Genomic DNA, 17,505 nt, shown 5'->3' on the forward strand with positions numbered 1-17,505 from the left:
CCCTTTCGTACCGCTTCGTTCCTGTGGTCTTCACTCTGCACAACAATGCCCAGCGCGTAATATTCCTGAAAGCGAACCGGAACTAACTTAATGTGAGCGACGTCACAACAGCGGAGGGCCGATCAGGGCATCGCTGCGTATCGGCAAGCTCAGGCATCCAGCAGCTTGGAAAGGGTGCCAAGCACCTCAAGCACGGTGGACTCGCGTACATCCTCGCGTGAACCCTCCAGGTGCAGCTCGCGGACATACACGCCATCCTTCCGCTCACCCCCATGCCGCAAGGCCGAGGCGTCGGGGAATGCCAGGGCTATATAGACCAGGCCTGCGGCTTTGTCCCCATCGGGTCCCGGACCGGCCACACCGGTGGTGGAGAGTCCGATCACACGATCCACGGTGTCGTCGTTGCCGTAGAGTCTGGCCGTCGAAGAGGCCATGTGACGGGCCACCTCCGGGTCGACGGCTCCCCTGGTGCGCAGTAGTTCAGCATCCACGCCGAGGATGGACTGCTTGGCTCGGATGTCATAGGTGACGGCCGAACCGAGGAAGACCGCGGATGCACCAGGCACCCGTACGAAGGCGTCCGCGAGCAGACCGCCCGTCAGGGATTCCGCAGCGGCTATGAAGCAGTGTTCACGAAGGCATGCGGCAAGAATCCGCGATGCAATCCCATCCGAGGGTCGCCGCGCGGAACGGCTCATTTCGCCACCCCGTCCTTATCTTTTCGCTCCACATCCGCGACATCGCCGTTCCGCCCTCTGCGTCCCGCAAAGGTGTTCACCAGATACTCCGCGCCTGAATAGAGGCAGAGGAACAAGGCGACAAGCATCACGACCAATGTCAGGGTCTGATACCCGGACACCACCTGTGTGGACAGCGAAGTCAAGGACCATACCGGCGCAAGCAGCATGGCGATGCCTACGCATTGCGCAAGCGTCTTGAACTTGCCGGCCTGCGAAGCCGCTATGACCTTGCCGCCCGTGTCGATGACCACGAAACGCATGACGGTGATACCCAGCTCTCGGATGAGGAACAGCGCGGTGATCCACCAGGACAGCTCGTCCAGCACCGATGCCACGACGAGGGCCGAGCATATCAGCAGTTTGTCCGCAATCGGATCCATCAGCTTGCCCAATTCGGTCACCTGATCGAACCTGCGGGCCATCCAGCCGTCCAGCTTGTCTGTGGAGGCGGCGAAAACGAACAGACCGAAGGCCCACCAACGCATCGTCGTATCGGCTATGCCCATCGTGCCCGCACGAACATCGAGAATGATGAATACGACGACCAGAACGATCCTCGCGTAGGTCACCAAATTCGGAGGGCTGTTCCACCCTGCAAACAAATGCCCCTTCGTCTGCCTTGACTCGGACTCAGAGTGCTGCTCCATACCCTCTCCTTGACCAACGGAACTCATGATTCCCACTCCAATGGCATAGATACCAACGAATTCACCTCATGTTCATGTTTCCAGTTTCAACTACGTTACTCTATCGGGCGGTCCTTGGAGGCAGGAGACGCCGCTCGGCGAATCGACGCATGCCGTGAGGTCATGGCGGCGGCTACAGCGTGGGCTGTTGCGCGACCTCGGCAGACCCCGACGACGCCTCGAGACTGCCGGTCTCCCCTCGAATGAATGCCAGCACCTCCTGCAGATCCTGTGGCTGCACCAAGACCTCCCTCGCCTTCGAACCCTCGGAGGGACCCACTATGCCCCTTGACTCCAGAAGGTCCATCAGACGTCCCGCCTTCGCGAAGCCCACGCGCAGCTTGCGCTGGAGCATGGAGGTCGAACCGAATTGCGAGGTGACCACCAACTCCGCAGCCTGCAGCAGGACATCCATATCATCACCGATATCCTCATCCGGTTCCGGCTTGTTCTCGGCGCGCTCGGTCATCTGCTCAATATCCTCGCGATAATGAGGCTTGCGTTGGGTCCGTACCGAATCCACCGCCTTGCGGATCTCCGATTCACCGACCCAGGCTCCTTGGACGCGCAGAGGTTTTGCGGACCCCATCGGCAGGAAGAGGGCATCTCCCTGACCGATCAGGGTTTCGGCACCCGTGGTGTCGAGGATGACCCTTGAATCGGTGGCCGACGATGTGGCGAAGGCCAGACGTGAAGGGATGTTGGCCTTGATGAGGCCGGTGACCACATCCACCGAAGGACGCTGCGTCGCGAGCACCAGATGCACGCCTGCGGCGCGGGCCAACTGGGTGATGCGTTGAATGGAGCTTTCCACATCGTTCTTCGCCACCATCATCAGGTCGGCCATCTCGTCCACCACAACGAGCAGATACGGGTAGGGGGCCACCTTGCGTTTGGACCCTTCGGGCACATGGACCTTGCCCGCGTGGACCGCCTCGTTGAAATCCTTCACATGCCGGAAGCCGAAGTACTGCAGGTCGTCATACCTGGCATCCATCTCCTTGACGACCCATTCCAAAGCCTGGGCCGCTTTCTTCGGATCGGTGATGATGGGCGTGAGCAGGTGCGGAATACCGGCATAGGCACTCAGCTCAACACGTTTCGGATCCACCATGATGAGTCTGACCTGCTCCGGCGTGGATCGCATGATCACCGATGTCAGCATGGAATTGATGAAACTCGACTTACCTGAACCGGTGGCTCCCGCGACCAGGAGATGCGGCATCTTGGTCAGATCAGCGGTGACGAAATGACCCTCCACATCCTTGCCGACTGCGGTCAGCATCGGATTATCGTCCGATTGGGCCTTATCCGAACGCAACACATCGCCCAGATGCACGATCTCGCGATCCACATTCGGAATCTCGATACCGATTGCGGACTTTCCCGGAATCGGAGAGAGGATGCGCACATCCGAACTCGCCACGGCATAGGCGATATTGCGCTGCAGATTGGTGACTTTCTCGACCTTCACACCCGGACCCAGCTCAACCTCATACTGCGTTACCGAAGGGCCCCTGAGGAATCCGATCACTTTGGCATCCACGGAGAACTGTTGGAACGTGGATTGCAATGCCTGGATCACGTGATCATTCGCGGGTGTTCGCGCCGCATGGGGCTTGCCACGTGCCAGCAGTTCCAATGAGGGCAGCTGATAGGCCTGGAGACTCTCATCCCCTCCCTCGCCGTTCATCCCGCTCTGGTTCAGGACGCTATCCCTCTCCTCTTCACCGGAGCCTGATGCCTGACCATCCGCTTGACCCGCGGCGTCGCCCTCAATGCCGGAAGCCCCCATGCCGGATATCACCTGGGTCTGGTTGTCGGGATTCCATGGGTCATCCCATACACCGGTATGCCGCTCGCCCGGAATGGCCGAGGGAACTCCCGCCGTCCCGGCGCCAGCAGGCATCCCCGCCTGAAGGACACTGGTCGTCTCAGCCGTTGCGGGCAGCCCGGCCCTTCCCAATATCGCGGTCTCGTCGTCACCGTGCCCCTCACCGAGTATGGTCTGGGCTATATCACCGTGCTGGCTCGCCGCTTTCTCAAAGGCGTCATCACCCTCATACCTGTCAAGTTTGCGGTCATCCTCGCCTCCACGCCCCCGCCGGAACAGCCTGGACAGCCAGGAGCCTTTGCCGGTATCCTTTTCGGCCACGTCATCCGTGCCGTCTTCATGCGTCGGCACCCCCTGAGCGAATGAGATCGTGTCATCCCCCACGCGGACCTCATTCGGGAATTCCTCGTCATCACCGTTCTCGGATGCCGTCTTAGCTGTGAAACGGGCGGCGACGGCGCTGCCCAGATGAGGGATGTCGGAGACATGCAGATGCGAGATCATCAGCACGGCGAACATCGCGGCGATCACGAAGAGCACGATCGCGAAGGCTTTGGACAGACCCCAGGCCAGGGGGGAACCAAGCATGAATCCCAGAAGACCACCCGACTCCTGGAGAATCGCGATGTCGAACACCCGATGGTCAGAGGCAACAGCCACGTCGATAATCGAGCACACGGACCACAGCAAGAGGAACCATCCGCTGACCACACGCGGATTCTCCGAGCTTGTCCCCGAATTCCGGATCAAGCGGGCCGCGACGATGACCAGAAGGACCGGCAGCACCACGCTCATCACGCCGAAGGCACCCGACGCGAGGGCGTGCAGCACACGACCAAGCGCACCATCGACACGGAACCATTCGCTGGCGCAGAACAGCACCGCGAACACAATCAGCATGAAGCACAATCCGTCACTGCGATACGCGGGATCGTACTGGCCCACACCGGTGATCGAACGGATCAACGATCCGAATCCACGCGGTATGCTCAGAATCGCCTTCTTCCACCAGGCTTCCGGCTCAGACCGCACGTCTGACTCGCCCTTCTTGCCTTTCGGGGCGTTTTTGGATGTGGAGGAACCTCGCGCCGACGATGATCGACGCTGCTTGCCTGATGGTGAGTCGGTATTATCCGTGGATGTGCTTCGTGTCATAACGCCTCCAGATTACCCAGAAAGATGCGGTGGAGCTCGTATTCGGGCATGTTTCGCACAATATTTTCGCCGGATCCGAGCGAATGCAATCGCCGCACACGGGCATCCGCATGTGCCTCCCACTTTTTGCGGCTACCATCGGGACTATGACGACACCTGCGGAACGTGCGAGCGCAGTCGCATTTGCCCAACAAAGCTGCGCATTGGAATCCTTGACGCCGAGCAGCGCGGTGATCGCCGCCGCCGGCCGCTATGAACGTGGTGATCTCAGTACGGATCGCCTCCTGTCCGAAGGATCAGCCGAGAGCGTGGCGGACAAGATCCTGGTGCGGACCATTCTGCTCATCGAACGCGGATGGCCATTCAGCGGGGACCTGCAGGAGCTGCGCGCCATACATCAGGGACTCTTCACGGGCGTCTACGATGATGCCGGAACACTGCGCACAGGCGATACCACAAAAGGAAAGAATGCCCGCTCGTCGAACCCCGAAGCGTTCTTCCCGGCCGGGTTGATCGAAACCGGGGCGGCCAACATCTCAAGGGAGCTCGCCGAGAAACGCAATCTGAAGTGTCTGGACCGCGCGGACTTCGTCAACGCCCTGGCACACATCTACGATGAGCTCGGTTATCTGCATCCCTTCGTGGGAGGCAACGCGATGGTCCTGCGCATATTCGCCTCGCGTCTCTCCCATGATGCCGGATGGGATCTGGATTGGGGCACAGTCGATGCAGCCTCATACAAAAACGCCAAGCACAGCGCATACAACGGGGATACCTCGGCATTCGAGCGCCTCTTCGGCACCATCATCCGACCGGCCAATCCGACCCGCAGCTTCCTGATAGCCGGATGGGATCAAGGCCCCGCCCACTGAGTCACAGCAGCTGCCGACTGCCCTCACGCGGCGGATGTCCGGATGGTTGACACCGGACATCCGCCGCGTATTGGTATGCGGAGCTTATGCCATACAGCGTAGCGGTGAGCGGACGATCACCGCTCCTCCAGCAGACGCAAGGCCTTCCGTACCCTCGGGAAACCGATATACGGCAGGCATTGCAGCACGGCATCGGCCAGCACGTCCCTGTCATTGCCCACCGCGATATTCGCGGCCAGATGCCGCCTCAGATCCTCATCGCAGTCGCCCATCGCGGTCAGCAGGCAGAAAGCCGCCATTTCGCGAGTTGGAAGATCCAGACCCGGGCGGGTGAAATAATCCCCAAACGCATAATCAGTGGCCAGCCCTTCCAGCACCTCCATGGGTGAGGGCCGCCCCGGCTCCGAAGCCGCATCGTCCCCAACCTGCAGCTTCAAGCGCTCACGGATCTCCACACCGCTGTGATGCGTGGTCGACAGCTCCGGCACAGGAGCTTCATCCAAAGGCAGGGCGACACCCTTCGATTCAAAAAGATCATTCGCCACCCTGAGAAAGGGGAACACCCTCCCCATACCGAGAAATGCAAGGGACTGATAGATGGTTTCCTTGACCGCCCGGGGTTCCACGCCAACATTCAACGCGACCTGAGCCATCACTTCAAACTCATCCAGAGCGTCGCAACCCAACAAGGAGGAGAGAACCACCAGGGAGCGCTGCCCGTCATGCAAGGCACCGCGATGGGCCACATCCCCATAGGCGAAGCGGTTGAACATCTCGACGAATCCCGGGTCGCTCTCCCCCAAAGGCTTCTCATCCTGGAACATTCGTTCAAGACGTTTCCTGGTATTTCGATGTGCCATATACCCTTCCTCTCAGCTCAGCGGGATCCTTCACCCACGTGCGGGCCTGCACACACCCGAGCATACGGCAGCACCACAAGGCGTGCATCCGGGACACCGCCACGCATCATGCGCGGCTCGGCCACATGAGTCCCATGAGCATCATGAGTCGATCATGCCCAGATGATGCTTGGTGTATTCCTCCGCAAGGGCATCCGTGGAATCATAGTCACCGGCATCGGCGTGGGATACGATTGCCACGGCATTGTCCAACAGATCCGGGTTGAGGGCCTGCAACCAGTGGATCCTCGGATCCCTGCCGAACCAGCCCATCTGCTTGCGGGCAAGACGTTTCGTCTTCTGCGCGATATCCGCGAAAGCCTCATCCTCATCGATCAGACCGTCAAGCACATCGATCATCTGCTGGTATCCGAGAGCCCTGGCAGCCGTGGCACCCAAGCGGGGCCTGATGCGACGCACCTCCTCCATGAAGTCATGGGCGCGCATATGCTCGGTACGCAACTCGATGCGCTCATCCAACGCTGCGCGCGGAAGATCCAAACCGATCTGGACGCTGGGGATGATGTAACGGTATTTGGGCAGATTCGCCGAATAGGGCCTGCCGGTGATGGCTATGACTTCCAAGGCGCGAATGGTGCGCCTGACGTTGTGGGCATCCATATGCGAAGCGGCTTCGGGATCACGAGAACGCAGCTCGTCGAACAAGGCTCCGGGACCCTCCGTATCCGCACGTTCCTCCAATCGGGTCCTGATCGCACGATCGGTTCCGGGAAAGCGTATGTCATCCAGAGCCGCACGCGCATAGAGGCCCGAACCACCAACCAGAATCGGCCTGATGCCACGCTTCTGCAGATCGTGGATACAGGCCCTCACCAAGGTCTGGAACCGCGCGACGCTCATAGCCTCCTCGGGTTCGATGACATCCAGCAGATGATGCACCACGGCGGCGCGTTCCTCCTCGGAAGCCTTGGCGGTGCCCACATCCATGCCCTTGTACATCTGATAGGCATCCGCATTGATGATCTCACAGTGCTCACCACGTCGGGCCAAAGCCCCGGCCAGCGCTATCCCAAGACCTGTTTTCCCCGATGCGGTAGGCCCGACGATGGACACCACACGATGTGTCGCGGCGAAATCCCGGACATCCGAATCAGGCACCATCCGCGCCTCATCTTCCACATTCATAGTCATCTTCCGTGATCAGCCGATCCTTTGTGTCTACCGTCTCACCGTATACCTGTGATCGATCAGGCGCGGGTCGGGATCGGCGATCAGATAGTGCTTGCCCGCATGCGTGACCGTGCAGGTCACCACATCCCCCACCTGCGGCCTCGGGCAGCCCTCAGGGGTGCCGATATGAACCAGTGTTCCGCTGCGTTCACGTCCGGTCACCCGCTTGGTGTCGGCGTCCTTGCGGCCCTTGGCATCCGTGACCAGCACCTCCACATCATGACCCACAAAGGCCTGCATCTGTTCAGCCGTAATCGCTTCCTGCAGATGGTTGAGTCGTTCGAAACGCTCCTGCACCACGTCGTGCGGTACCTGTTGCATCGACGCGGCCGGAGTGCCCGGTCGCGGCGAATACTGGAAGGTGAATGCGGAGGAGAAGCGCGACTCCTCGACCATCCGCATCGTCTGCTCGAAATCCTCGTCGCTCTCGCCAGGGAAACCGACAATGATGTCGGTGCTGATCTGCGCATCCGGCATCGCGTCACGAACCTTGCCGAGGATCGTCGTGAAACGCTCACTGCGATAGGAGCGCCGCATGGCCCTGAGGATCCTGTCGGAACCCGACTGCAGGGGCATATGCAGCTGATGCATGATATTCGGAGTCTCCGCCATCGCCGTAATCACATCATCCGTGAATGCGGCAGGATGAGGCGAAGTGAACCGCACCCGTTCCAGACCCTCGATATCCCCGCAGGCACGCAACAGTTTCGAGAAGGCGAAACGATCGCCTGTGGAATAGCCATAGGAATTGACATTCTGCCCGAGCAGGGTCACCTCCTTCGCCCCGCCATCCACACAGCGCTGTATCTCATCAAGCACATCGCCGGCACGCCTGTCACGCTCCTTGCCGCGCACAGCCGGCACGATGCAGAAGGTGCAGGTGTTGTTGCACCCCACCGAAATCGACACCCAGGACGACACCGCGGAAGCCCTGGAGACCGGCAGCTGACTGGGGAAATACTCAAGATCCTGCAGCACCTCCACCTGCGAATGGTGGCTGTCCCGCGCTTCATGCAGCAGATTCGGCAGGGAGGCGATGTTCTTCGTACCGAACACGGCATCGACCCAAGGGGCGCGCTGGGCGATGCGATCACGATCCTTCTGCGCCATGCAGCCACCAACGGCAATCTGCATATCAGGACGCTCGCGCTTCAATTCGGCCCACATGCCCAAAGTCCCGTACATCTTATCGGAGGCGTTCTCACGCACCGCACAGGTATTCAGCACGATCAGATCAAGATCCTTGCCCTCGACCTGATCGGCATTCGCTTGCACATAGCCCGTCGATTCCAACACACCGGAGATCCGCTCCGAATCATGGACATTCATCTGGCAGCCCAGAGTATGCACGTAATACACGCCGAGACCCCGTCCGGCTGCGGAATCCGACTCCCCCACGCGCGGCATGCGCTCCTGCTCAGTCATCATGGCTTCATCCATAATCCTAGATTCTAACGAAAGTCACGCCGGAGAACGATCCGCCGCCACGCCGTCGCATCCCATCGCCGCACACCGCCAAACAGCCCGAAGAAACGGCCGGACACCCTCATCACGACCACAAGCGCGTGATTGAGTGGTGCACATCGAAGCAAACCCACAGCCAATATTGATTCACCTGAGTACAGTTAGAGACTCAACAGGGGCATCAATGATCCCGCCGAGGAGGCGACTGTGATATTAGATCGCAAAAACATGACGAACACGGCAGAGCTGGCTACCCGAATCAAAACAATGGACGATGGTTCATTCAATAAATTCGACAGCTCAAGCGTAACCGAATTCGTCGATCTGATGCAGATATACGAGGGTGCCATGTACGAAATCGGCACCAAGCTCGAAATCCTCGACAACGAGTTCCAGGTCCGATTCAGCCACAACCCGATACATCACATGGAACGCCGCCTGAAAAGCTCGAATTCCATCATCGAGAAACTGCACCGAAAAGACCTGCCGATCAGCGTCGAATCGATTAAGGACAACCTCTTCGACGTTGCAGGCATCCGCGTCATATGCAACTATCGGGACGATGTGTACGCCGTTTCGCGTTACCTCTCGGAGCAATCGGACATCCAGGTGCTACGGGTCAAAGACTACATTCGCAATCCGAAACAGAACGGATACCGCAGCCTGCATGTCATCTACGCCGTACCGGTGTTCCTGACATCCGGCCCCCACTACACACCTGTCGAAGTCCAATTCAGAACCATCGCGATGGATTACTGGGCAAGCCTCGAACACCAGCTCAGATACAAATCAGACCTCCCCGACTCCCAGCTGGCCCAGCACTCGCAGACGCTGCTCGACTGCGCGCGCTCACTGCAGAACGTGGAAGTCCAGATGCAGTCGATTCATCGAGATATCAGCGGGGCGCCGCAGGAAGAGGAGGATGGTGCACCACAAGCACCATCCGAACAATAACCCACACCAACCCGCGGCCCTCGCGGCCAACACCACCGCTCACCTCGCCTACACGAAGCCCACAGGGCTCCGCGCCTCACGGCTCAGCAGCAATCAGAATGAGAAATTATCAGGATCGGCACCATTGCGCTTGCCGGTGTTCAACGCATAGATGGCCGCCATCTCGTTCTCATCAAGGGTGAAGTCGAAAACATCGAAGTTCTGCTTGATGCGCTCCTGATGCGTGGACTTCGGAATCACGATCACACCACGCTGCAGATGCCAGCGAATAACAATCTGGGCAGGCGATTTGCCATGCTCATCAGCGATCCGCTGCAATACGGGATCCTTCAACAGATCCCCGCCGGTACCACCCAGAGGACTCCACACCTCCACATGGATGCGTTTGCCGTGGCAGTAATCGACCAAATCCTGATTGGTGAACTGAGGAGAGGATTCGATCTGATCGACCGCAGGACGCACGGCGCTGATCATACGCAGCTCCTCAAGATGATGCTGATGGAAGTTGCTCACCCCGATCGCACGGATCCTGTGCTGGTGATACAGGTCCACCATCACCTCCCAGGCACGCTGCCAACCATCGACAGGCCAATGGATCAGATAAAGATCCACATAGCTCGTGCCAAGCCGATCAAGGCTCTGATAAAAAGCCTCCTCGGTCTTCCCCGCCCGAATATCGTCATTCCAAAGCTTCGTGGTCACAAAGACCTCACGGCGACGCACACCCGACTCGCGAAGAGCCTGGCCGACGGACTCCTCGTTGCCATACACAGCCGCCGTGTCGATATGGCGGTAACCCGCCTCCAAAGCCCAACGAACGGAATCCACCGTCTCCTTGCCTTCGGGTGTCTGGAACACGCCCAAGCCGAGCTGCGGTATGCCGATTCCCGTGGTGCCGACAGCGCCCCCCACGCTCGAAGCATCCCCCGAGTACTCGTTGAGTGTAAGAATTTCCGGTCCCTCGTGCTGCATACATCTCCTCTCCGGGCAGTCGGCAGTGGCCGACACCCACACCCTCCGCACCAGTCTGCGGGGCTTTTCGCGTGTACTCATCGTATCGTCGCCTCCGTGCGCGACCAAGACTGCGCCACCGGAGTAATTCATATAACAGTAAGGTTCCTCCCATATTATGTGATGTACATAACGATTGGAAAGCTCTACGCAGAAGGAGCGGGAATGACATACGGCAGAGAGCCCCAAGGGAATCAAAGCAATCCGAACCAGTACCAGCAGCAGTACGGTCAGCAATACACCCAGCAGTCCTATGCGCAACAGCCCATCATGAACGCCCAAACCGTCTATTCCTACGACACCGTTCAACAGGCATCGCGCACCTCCATCACCCGGGCATACGGCGAGATGGCACTCGGCCTGCTGGTGACCGCCGTCGTGGCCCTGATCTCACAGGCCACCGGCGCATTGGAAGCCTACATGTCCGCCACCGGCACCATCGGTTGGATCATCATGGCGGTCGTCCAGGTCGGTTTGGCCGTATCCCTCGGCGCACGCATCATGAAGATGAAACCATCCACCGCACGCCTGATGTTCTACGCATACGCGGCCCTGATGGGATTCACCCTCAGCTCATTGTTCTGGGCATACAACGCCAGCACCATCATCATCACGCTGGGCTTCTGCGCGGCATTCTATTTCGCACTGACGATGTTCGCCCTCACCACCAAGGTCAACATGCTCAAAGCAGGGCCGATACTGATGGTCGGACTCGTCGTTCTGATCATCTCCCAGATCGTGCTCATGTTCATCGCCCCCAGCGCCACCACCCTGCGCGTCGTCGCAGGAATAGGCGTAGTGCTGTTCGCGCTGATGACCGTATACGACGCGCAGCGCACCAAGGCACTCTTCGCCCAGTTCGCCTCACAAGGTCCGGAAATGATAAAGCGCATATCCATACTCTGCGCACTCAGCCTGTACCTCGACTTCGTGAACCTCTTCCTCTACCTGCTCCAACTCTTCGGAGTCAGCGACAACTAGTCCCCGGCGGCACGCGAAAGGCCCCTGGAAGTTCTCAGACAGTGGTGAGAACTTCCAGGGGCCATTTCATATATCGGTGCGTGTAGGGCGCTTGCCGCCCTGGGTGGGGCGGTTAGCTTGGATTGCATTGGCTGCACAGTTGGTTTTTTGGATTTCCCCGTGTGGCGATCGCTGCGCGATCCTTCGCGCCCTTGGCGGGCGCTCACTTCGCCTTGCATTGGCCGGACAGTTGGTTTTGGGTTTTGCCTCGTGTGGCGATCGCTGCGCGATCCTTTGCGCCCTTGGCGGGCGCTCACTTCGCCTACACACAGCCCACTGGGCTGTGTGCTTAACGGCTCAGCATTAGGTTTCGGAGGACGTATTGGAGGATGCCGCCGTTGCGGTAGTAATCGGCCTCACCGGGGGTGTCGATGCGAACCACCGCATGGAAGCTCACCGAGGTACCGTCCGCACGAGTGGCGGTGACCTCAAGCGTCTTCGGGGTAATGCCTTCGTTGAGTGCGGTGACGCCCTTGATGTCGTAGCTTTCGGTGCCGTCAAGACCCAGGCTCTTCGCGGACTCGCCCTCCGGGAACTGCAAAGGCAGCACACCCATGCCGATCAGATTGCTGCGATGTATGCGTTCGAAGCTCTCCGCGATCACGGCGCGGACGCCGAGCATAACCGTCCCCTTGGCCGCCCAATCGCGCGAGGAGCCCGTACCGTATTCCTTGCCCGCAAGGATCACAAGCGGAACCTGATGCTCCTTGTAATCCAGGGAGGCCTCGAAGATGGTGGTCGGCTGCTTCGTCAGGAAGTCGTAGGTGAATCCGCCGGGCGTCACATCATGTCCGGCTGAGGCGAGCAGAAGATTACGCAAACGGATGTTGCCGAAGGTCCCGCGGACCATGACCTCATGGTTGCCTCGTCGTGAACCGTAGGAATTGAAATTCTTCGGGCCGATGCCATGCTCCTGCAGGTACACGCCCGCAGGACTGCTGGACTTGATGGCCCCCGCCGGCGAGATATGGTCCGTGGTGACCGAATCGCCGAGCAATGCGAGCACCTTTGCGTTCTCGATATCACCCACCGGCTCCGGATCCTGGCTCATGCCGTCGAAGAAGGTCTGCTTGCGCACGTAGGTCGAGTCCGCATCCCAGGTGAACAACTCGCCATCCGGCACGTTCAGGCCCTTCCAGCGCTGGTCGCCATCGAACACCGATGCGTAGTCGTTGACGAACATATCCCTGCTCACCGTGGATTCGACCACATGCTCGATATCCTCGTTGCTCGGCCAGATGTCGCTGAGGAACACATCCTTGCCCGAGCCATCCTGTCCAAGCGGCTGAGAGGCGAAGTCGAAGTCCATCGTTCCGGCCAGGGCGTAGGCGATCACCAGAGGAGGCGAGGCCAGATAGTTCATCTTGACGTCAGGGCTGATGCGCCCTTCGAAGTTGCGGTTGCCGGACAACACTGCCGTCACCGTCAGATCGTTGTCATTGATGGCTTTGGAGATGGCGGGATCCAGAGGACCTGAATTGCCGATGCAGGTGGCGCAGCCATAGCCGACCAGTTCATACCCCAAAGCGTTGAGATCAGAGGTGAGACCGGCCTTGTCCAGATAGTCGGTAACGACCTGTGAACCGGGTGCCAGCGAGGTTTTGACCCACGGCTTCGGCTTGAGGCCCTGCTGATGGGCATTGCGGGCCAGCAGACCCGCGGCGATCATCACCGAAGGATTCGAGGTGTTGGTGCAACTGGTAATCGAGGCTATCGCCACATCGCCATTGCTGATATCGAACTCACCGTGGGTGTCGGTTTTCACCGGCACCTTCTCCGCAGTCGTTTCAGGCGTGATGTACGAAGGCACCGTCTGCTCGAAGCTGCTCTTCGATTCACTCAGCCGGATGCGGTCCTGTGGACGCTTCGGGCCGGCTATGGACGGAACGACCGTGCTGAGATCAAGCTGCATGTACTCCGAGTACTCGGGTTCTACGTAGTCGGGCGAATCGGTGTCATGCCAGAGCTTGTTGGCTTTGGCATAGGCCTCGACCAGGGCCACCTGCTCATCGGACCTGCCTGTGAGACGCAGATAATCAAGTGTGATGTCGTCGATCGGGAAGATGCCACAGGTCGAACCGAATTCAGGACTCATATTGCCCAGGGTCGCGCGGTTGGCGAGAGGGACATTGCTGACGCCTTCGCCGTAGAACTCGACGAATTTACCGACCACTCCGTGTTGGCGCAGCATATCGGTGATGGTGAGCACCACATCGGTCGCCGTGACGCCTTCGCTGATGCTTCCGGTCAGTTTGAATCCGACCACACGGGGAACGAGCATGGAAATCGGCTGCCCGAGCATCGCGGCCTCGGCTTCGATGCCGCCGACACCCCATCCGAGCACTCCGAGACCGTTGACCATCGTCGTGTGCGAATCGGTGCCCACGCACGAATCCATGTATGCGAGGCGTCGGCCCTGAGCATCGTCGGAATCCTTGGTCATCACGACCTTGGCGAGGTACTCGATATTGACCTGATGGATGATGCCGGTCCCCGGAGGTACGACGCGGAAGTTTCTGAAGGCCTGCTGTCCCCACCTCAGGAACTGGTAACGTTCACGGTTGCGCTGGTATTCGATGTCCATATTGCGCTCGATCGCCCCGGGGACGCCGGCCACATCTATCTGCACCGAATGGTCAATGACCATCTGTGCGGGCACCTGGGGATTGATGACCTCGGGGTCGCCGCCCAGATCCTTCACCGCATCACGCATGGTGGCAAGATCCACGATGCATGGAACGCCGGTGAAATCCTGCATGACCACACGGCTCGGCGAGAACTGGATCTCATGGCTGGGTTCCGCATTGGGATCCCAGTCCAGCAGGGACTGGACGTGTTCATCCGTGATGTTCGCACCATCGGTGTTGCGCACCAGATTCTCCACGAGCACTTTAAGGGAATACGGGAGGTGATCTATCCCCGGAAGCTCGGCGATGGAGAAGTAGTCGAAGGACTCCTTCCCTACCTGCAATGTTGAGAGCTGATCATCGTGCACAGACATGCTTCCTCCGTGATTCTAGACGGGTATCGCCACCAGATCCGTACGATCATTCGGACGGCACACTTGAAGGACCGAAACCGGTCCTCTGCCAACATATTGATTATCTGTCATAAATAATACATTTCCTGTTACCAGTTCTAGCGTGTCATCTTTCTCCGTGAGAAAATCCTCAGCGCCCAGGGCACCAGCCACACGCAGAACAAGAATACGCAGGCCGATACCGCAAGGGCGGAAAGCGTCGCTAATAGCGTTGTGCCCGAAGGCATGGAGAGCTCGAAGAATTTGGCGATGAAGGGGATGAACAAGCCGGTGATTCCGGCAGCGGCGAATACCAGCAGCAGAATTCCACGCCAAGAGCGCAATGGGCGAGCCACCCGGGCCAGTACGAAAATGCCCATGGCGAACAACACGATGGAGCAGACCACGCGCAGCTCTGCCAGATCAGCCCGATTGGAAAGATCCCAACCCATTTCGAAGGGAATGATCCACGCGGTGAGCAAGACGGACAGGCCTGTGGCGATACCGCACGGCAGCGCGAAGGCGACCACCCGCTTGAGGAATCCGGGCTTGTAACGGCTCACATTCGGGGCCAGAGCCAGCAGGAACGCCGGAATGCCGATGGTCAGAGAACCTATGTAGGTGATATGTCGCGGCAGGTAGGGGTACGGGATGGCGCTGAGCACGACCCCGATGGAGATCAGTGCCGAATACACCGTTTTGACGACGAACAGTCCTGCGACCCGTTCCATATTCGCCATCACCTGGCGCCCGCGGGCCACCACATCGGGCAGATGCGAGAACTTGGAATCGACCAGAACCACCTGGGCCACCGATTTGGTGGCGGGTGCGGCGTTGCCCATAGCAACGCCGAGATCGGCCTCCTTCAAGGCGAGGGAATCGTTCACACCATCGCCCGTCATCGCCACAACGTGCTGCCGTGCATGCAATGCCTGCACGATCGCCTTCTTCTGCTCAGGAAGCACACGCCCCAGCACGTCAACATGCTCAAGGACTTCCGCCAGCTCCTCGATGTCGTCCGGCAGCTGTCTCGCGTCCATCGCCCGCGGCTCACGGTTTCCGGTCAACTCCACTTTGGAAGCAATGGCCCGAACGGTTCCCGGGTTGTCGCCGGAGATGATACGGCAACGAACACCCTGATCCCTGAACCATGCCAAGGTGCTTTTGGCATCCTCACGGATCCTCTCGGTGCAGACCACCAGGGCTTCAGGATGCAAGGACCCCGGCAGTTCATGCGTATCGGCGAAGTGGCTGTCGGAAGATGGGGATGCCGTGTCCTGGTCCATGTTGCGTGCCAGCAGGAGCACACGTGAACCCTCATCGGTCAGCTGCCCGATCAGGGTATCGATGCGCTCGCGTGCGGACTGCGATTGGGGGCTTTGCCCATCCTCGATCCGATCCAGCAGAAGCTCGGGGGCGCCCATATACCATTGGCTTCCATCCGTGAAGGCCGCAGCGCTCCATTTGCGAGCCGATGAGAAGGGTATCCGCTGGGATACCTGTGAGGAGGGATGAATCTGAGGCAGTCCTTCGGCAACGGCTTTTCCGGTGGCATTCGGCTGTTCCTCGGCGCAGACGTCCACCAGACGCTGCTCAAGATCCTCACGCCGCTCATCCTCGTTCAGAACCCGCAGTTCGCTGAACATGATGCCGCCATCGGTTATCGTGCCCGTTTTATCGAGGTTCAGGGCATCCACACGCGCCAGGGTTTCAACCGATTCCAGTTCCTGGACCAGGGTCTGCTGCCTGGCCAGCCGGATTGCCGCGATCGCGAAATTCAGCGAGGTCAGCAGCACAAGGCCTTCCGGGATCATGCTGACGACCCCGGCCACCGCTGCGACGACGGCCTGACGCCACAGACCTGTCTGAATCGCCGATTGCAGACCGCCAACGGTTCCGAGTTGCGTCCAGATCAGCAGCACGCATAGCGGCACCACCACGAAGGTCATCACACGCAGAATCGTGTTGATGCCCTCATTCAGATCCGAACGGGTTTTTTTGAATACCTTCGCTTTGGCGGTGAGCTTGGCCGCATAGCCGTCGTCCCCCACGGCCACCACGCGGGCCAGCGCCAAGCCTGAAACGGCCACCGAACCGGAATAGACCTCTTCGCCCTCGCTGTGGCTCACCGTCCGCGATTCACCGGTCAGCATGGATTCATCAAGCTCAAGCCCGTAGTCCTTGACTATCGCCGCATCCGCCGGAACCTGCTCACCTGCACGTATCCAGAGAAGATCATCAAGGACGATCTGGTCATGGCTGATCAGCTCATCCCGCCCATCACGATGAACGAGGAAATCCGATTCAACCAGGATCGAGAGTTTGTCCAGCGTGCGTTTCGCCTTCAGCTCGGTGATGATGCCGATGCCGGTGTTCACGATGATGATGCATCCGAAGACCGCATCCTTCCACTGACCGGTCAGCAGCACGACGATCATCGCGATGAAGATGATGGCGTTGAAGAGCGTGAATACATTGGCCCTGATGATCTGACCGAGCGATCGTGAGCTCTCGGACTTCACGACATTGATCTGCCCTGCATTCACCCGCACGCCCACGGCCTGGGCGTTGAGTCCGGGCTCATCCACATGGGGCATCGCAGTCTGCGAGGACTTCGTCTTCTCGTGTTGTTCCAAGGCATCTCCGTCACTCGCCATAGG

General features: G+C 59.3%; 12 protein-coding genes. 3 read left to right on the forward strand and 9 right to left on the reverse strand.

The features are described from left to right. Positions 1-149 precede the first annotated feature (149 nt). The 3 genes from BPSY_RS09350 to BPSY_RS09360 all read right to left on the reverse strand — a co-directional run bounded on the left by BPSY_RS09350 (position 150) and on the right by BPSY_RS09360 (position 4,415). The gene (locus BPSY_RS09350) at positions 150-698 is read right to left on the reverse strand and encodes a CinA family protein (RefSeq protein ID WP_033495228.1); all 549 of its coding nucleotides are present in this window, start codon (positions 696-698) and stop codon (positions 150-152) included. Then, positions 695-1,387, reverse strand: coding sequence for a CDP-diacylglycerol--glycerol-3-phosphate 3-phosphatidyltransferase (pgsA, locus tag BPSY_RS09355; RefSeq protein WP_051921895.1), 693 nt, complete (start codon positions 1,385-1,387; stop codon positions 695-697). Before pgsA ends, BPSY_RS09350 begins: the two co-directional genes overlap by 4 nt. A gap of 172 nt (positions 1,388-1,559) precedes the next feature. Then, positions 1,560-4,415, reverse strand: a complete 2,856-nt coding sequence (locus tag BPSY_RS09360) for a DNA translocase FtsK (RefSeq protein WP_033495226.1) — start codon at positions 4,413-4,415, stop codon at positions 1,560-1,562. A 212-nt stretch (positions 4,416-4,627) separates the two neighbouring features. On the opposite strand from BPSY_RS09360, the gene BPSY_RS09365 reads away from it, so the two are divergent. Then, positions 4,628-5,287 carry a Fic/DOC family protein gene (locus tag BPSY_RS09365; protein ID WP_238556859.1) on the forward strand — a complete coding sequence of 220 codons (660 nt, stop codon included), beginning with the start codon at positions 4,628-4,630 and terminating at the stop codon, positions 5,285-5,287. A 116-nt stretch (positions 5,288-5,403) separates the two neighbouring features. On the opposite strand, the gene BPSY_RS09370 is transcribed toward BPSY_RS09365, so the two are convergent. The 3 genes from BPSY_RS09370 to miaB all read right to left on the reverse strand — a co-directional run bounded on the left by BPSY_RS09370 (position 5,404) and on the right by miaB (position 8,817). Beyond that, positions 5,404-6,147, reverse strand: a complete 744-nt coding sequence (locus tag BPSY_RS09370) for a carboxymuconolactone decarboxylase family protein (protein ID WP_033495222.1) — start codon at positions 6,145-6,147, stop codon at positions 5,404-5,406. Between the two features lie 141 nt (positions 6,148-6,288). Then, positions 6,289-7,308: a tRNA (adenosine(37)-N6)-dimethylallyltransferase MiaA gene (miaA, locus tag BPSY_RS09375; protein ID WP_051921957.1), complete on the reverse strand. Its 1,020-nt coding sequence runs from the start codon at positions 7,306-7,308 to the stop codon at positions 6,289-6,291. Positions 7,309-7,365: 57 nt separating this feature from the next. Continuing rightward, positions 7,366-8,817, reverse strand: coding sequence for a tRNA (N6-isopentenyl adenosine(37)-C2)-methylthiotransferase MiaB (gene miaB / locus BPSY_RS09380; RefSeq protein ID WP_033495220.1), 1,452 nt, complete (start codon positions 8,815-8,817; stop codon positions 7,366-7,368). Between the two features lie 252 nt (positions 8,818-9,069). Here miaB and BPSY_RS09385 point away from each other — a divergent pair, with 252 nt between their 5' ends. Continuing rightward, the gene (locus BPSY_RS09385; RefSeq protein WP_081884380.1) at positions 9,070-9,795 is read left to right on the forward strand and encodes a GTP pyrophosphokinase; all 726 of its coding nucleotides are present in this window, start codon (positions 9,070-9,072) and stop codon (positions 9,793-9,795) included. Positions 9,796-9,888: 93 nt separating this feature from the next. On the opposite strand, the gene BPSY_RS09390 is transcribed toward BPSY_RS09385, so the two are convergent. Continuing rightward, positions 9,889-10,848 carry an aldo/keto reductase gene (locus BPSY_RS09390; protein ID WP_238556844.1) on the reverse strand — a complete coding sequence of 320 codons (960 nt, stop codon included), beginning with the start codon at positions 10,846-10,848 and terminating at the stop codon, positions 9,889-9,891. 123 nt (positions 10,849-10,971) lie between these two features. Here BPSY_RS09390 and BPSY_RS09395 point away from each other — a divergent pair, with 123 nt between their 5' ends. Next, positions 10,972-11,787, forward strand: coding sequence for a Bax inhibitor-1/YccA family protein (locus tag BPSY_RS09395; RefSeq protein WP_033495216.1), 816 nt, complete (start codon positions 10,972-10,974; stop codon positions 11,785-11,787). A gap of 328 nt (positions 11,788-12,115) precedes the next feature. Here the strand turns inward: BPSY_RS09395 and acnA are convergent, their stop codons facing one another. After that, complete coding sequence (gene acnA / locus BPSY_RS09400; protein WP_033495214.1) at positions 12,116-14,827, reverse strand: aconitate hydratase AcnA; 2,712 nt, start codon at positions 14,825-14,827, stop codon at positions 12,116-12,118. Between the two features lie 137 nt (positions 14,828-14,964). After that, positions 14,965-17,442 carry an HAD-IC family P-type ATPase gene (locus BPSY_RS09405; RefSeq protein ID WP_033495435.1) on the reverse strand — a complete coding sequence of 826 codons (2,478 nt, stop codon included), beginning with the start codon at positions 17,440-17,442 and terminating at the stop codon, positions 14,965-14,967. Positions 17,443-17,505: the final 63 nt, after the last annotated feature.

This window comes from Bifidobacterium psychraerophilum (assembly GCF_000741705.1).
GTDB lineage: Bacteria > Actinomycetota > Actinomycetes > Actinomycetales > Bifidobacteriaceae > Bombiscardovia > Bombiscardovia psychraerophila.

Excerpts from the sequence above, each read along its gene's own strand:
- miaA (WP_051921957.1), bottom strand. The coding sequence starts at position 7,308 with ATGGTGCCTGATTCGGATGTCCGGGATTTCGCCGCGACACATCGTGTG.
- BPSY_RS09390 (WP_238556844.1), bottom strand. The coding sequence starts at position 10,848 with ATGAGTACACGCGAAAAGCCCCGCAGACTGGTGCGGAGGGTGTGGGTG.
- BPSY_RS09385 (WP_081884380.1), top strand. The coding sequence starts at position 9,070 with ATGACGAACACGGCAGAGCTGGCTACCCGAATCAAAACAATGGACGAT.
- BPSY_RS09405 (WP_033495435.1), bottom strand. The coding sequence starts at position 17,442 with ATGCCCCATGTGGATGAGCCCGGACTCAACGCCCAGGCCGTGGGCGTG.
- BPSY_RS09395 (WP_033495216.1), top strand. The coding sequence starts at position 10,972 with ATGACATACGGCAGAGAGCCCCAAGGGAATCAAAGCAATCCGAACCAG.
- miaB (WP_033495220.1), bottom strand. The coding sequence starts at position 8,817 with ATGGATGAAGCCATGATGACTGAGCAGGAGCGCATGCCGCGCGTGGGG.
- acnA (WP_033495214.1), bottom strand. The coding sequence starts at position 14,827 with ATGTCTGTGCACGATGATCAGCTCTCAACATTGCAGGTAGGGAAGGAG.
- BPSY_RS09350 (WP_033495228.1), bottom strand. The coding sequence starts at position 698 with ATGAGCCGTTCCGCGCGGCGACCCTCGGATGGGATTGCATCGCGGATT.
- BPSY_RS09370 (WP_033495222.1), bottom strand. The coding sequence starts at position 6,147 with ATGGCACATCGAAATACCAGGAAACGTCTTGAACGAATGTTCCAGGAT.
- pgsA (WP_051921895.1), bottom strand. The coding sequence starts at position 1,387 with ATGGAGCAGCACTCTGAGTCCGAGTCAAGGCAGACGAAGGGGCATTTG.
- BPSY_RS09360 (WP_033495226.1), bottom strand. The coding sequence starts at position 4,415 with ATGACACGAAGCACATCCACGGATAATACCGACTCACCATCAGGCAAG.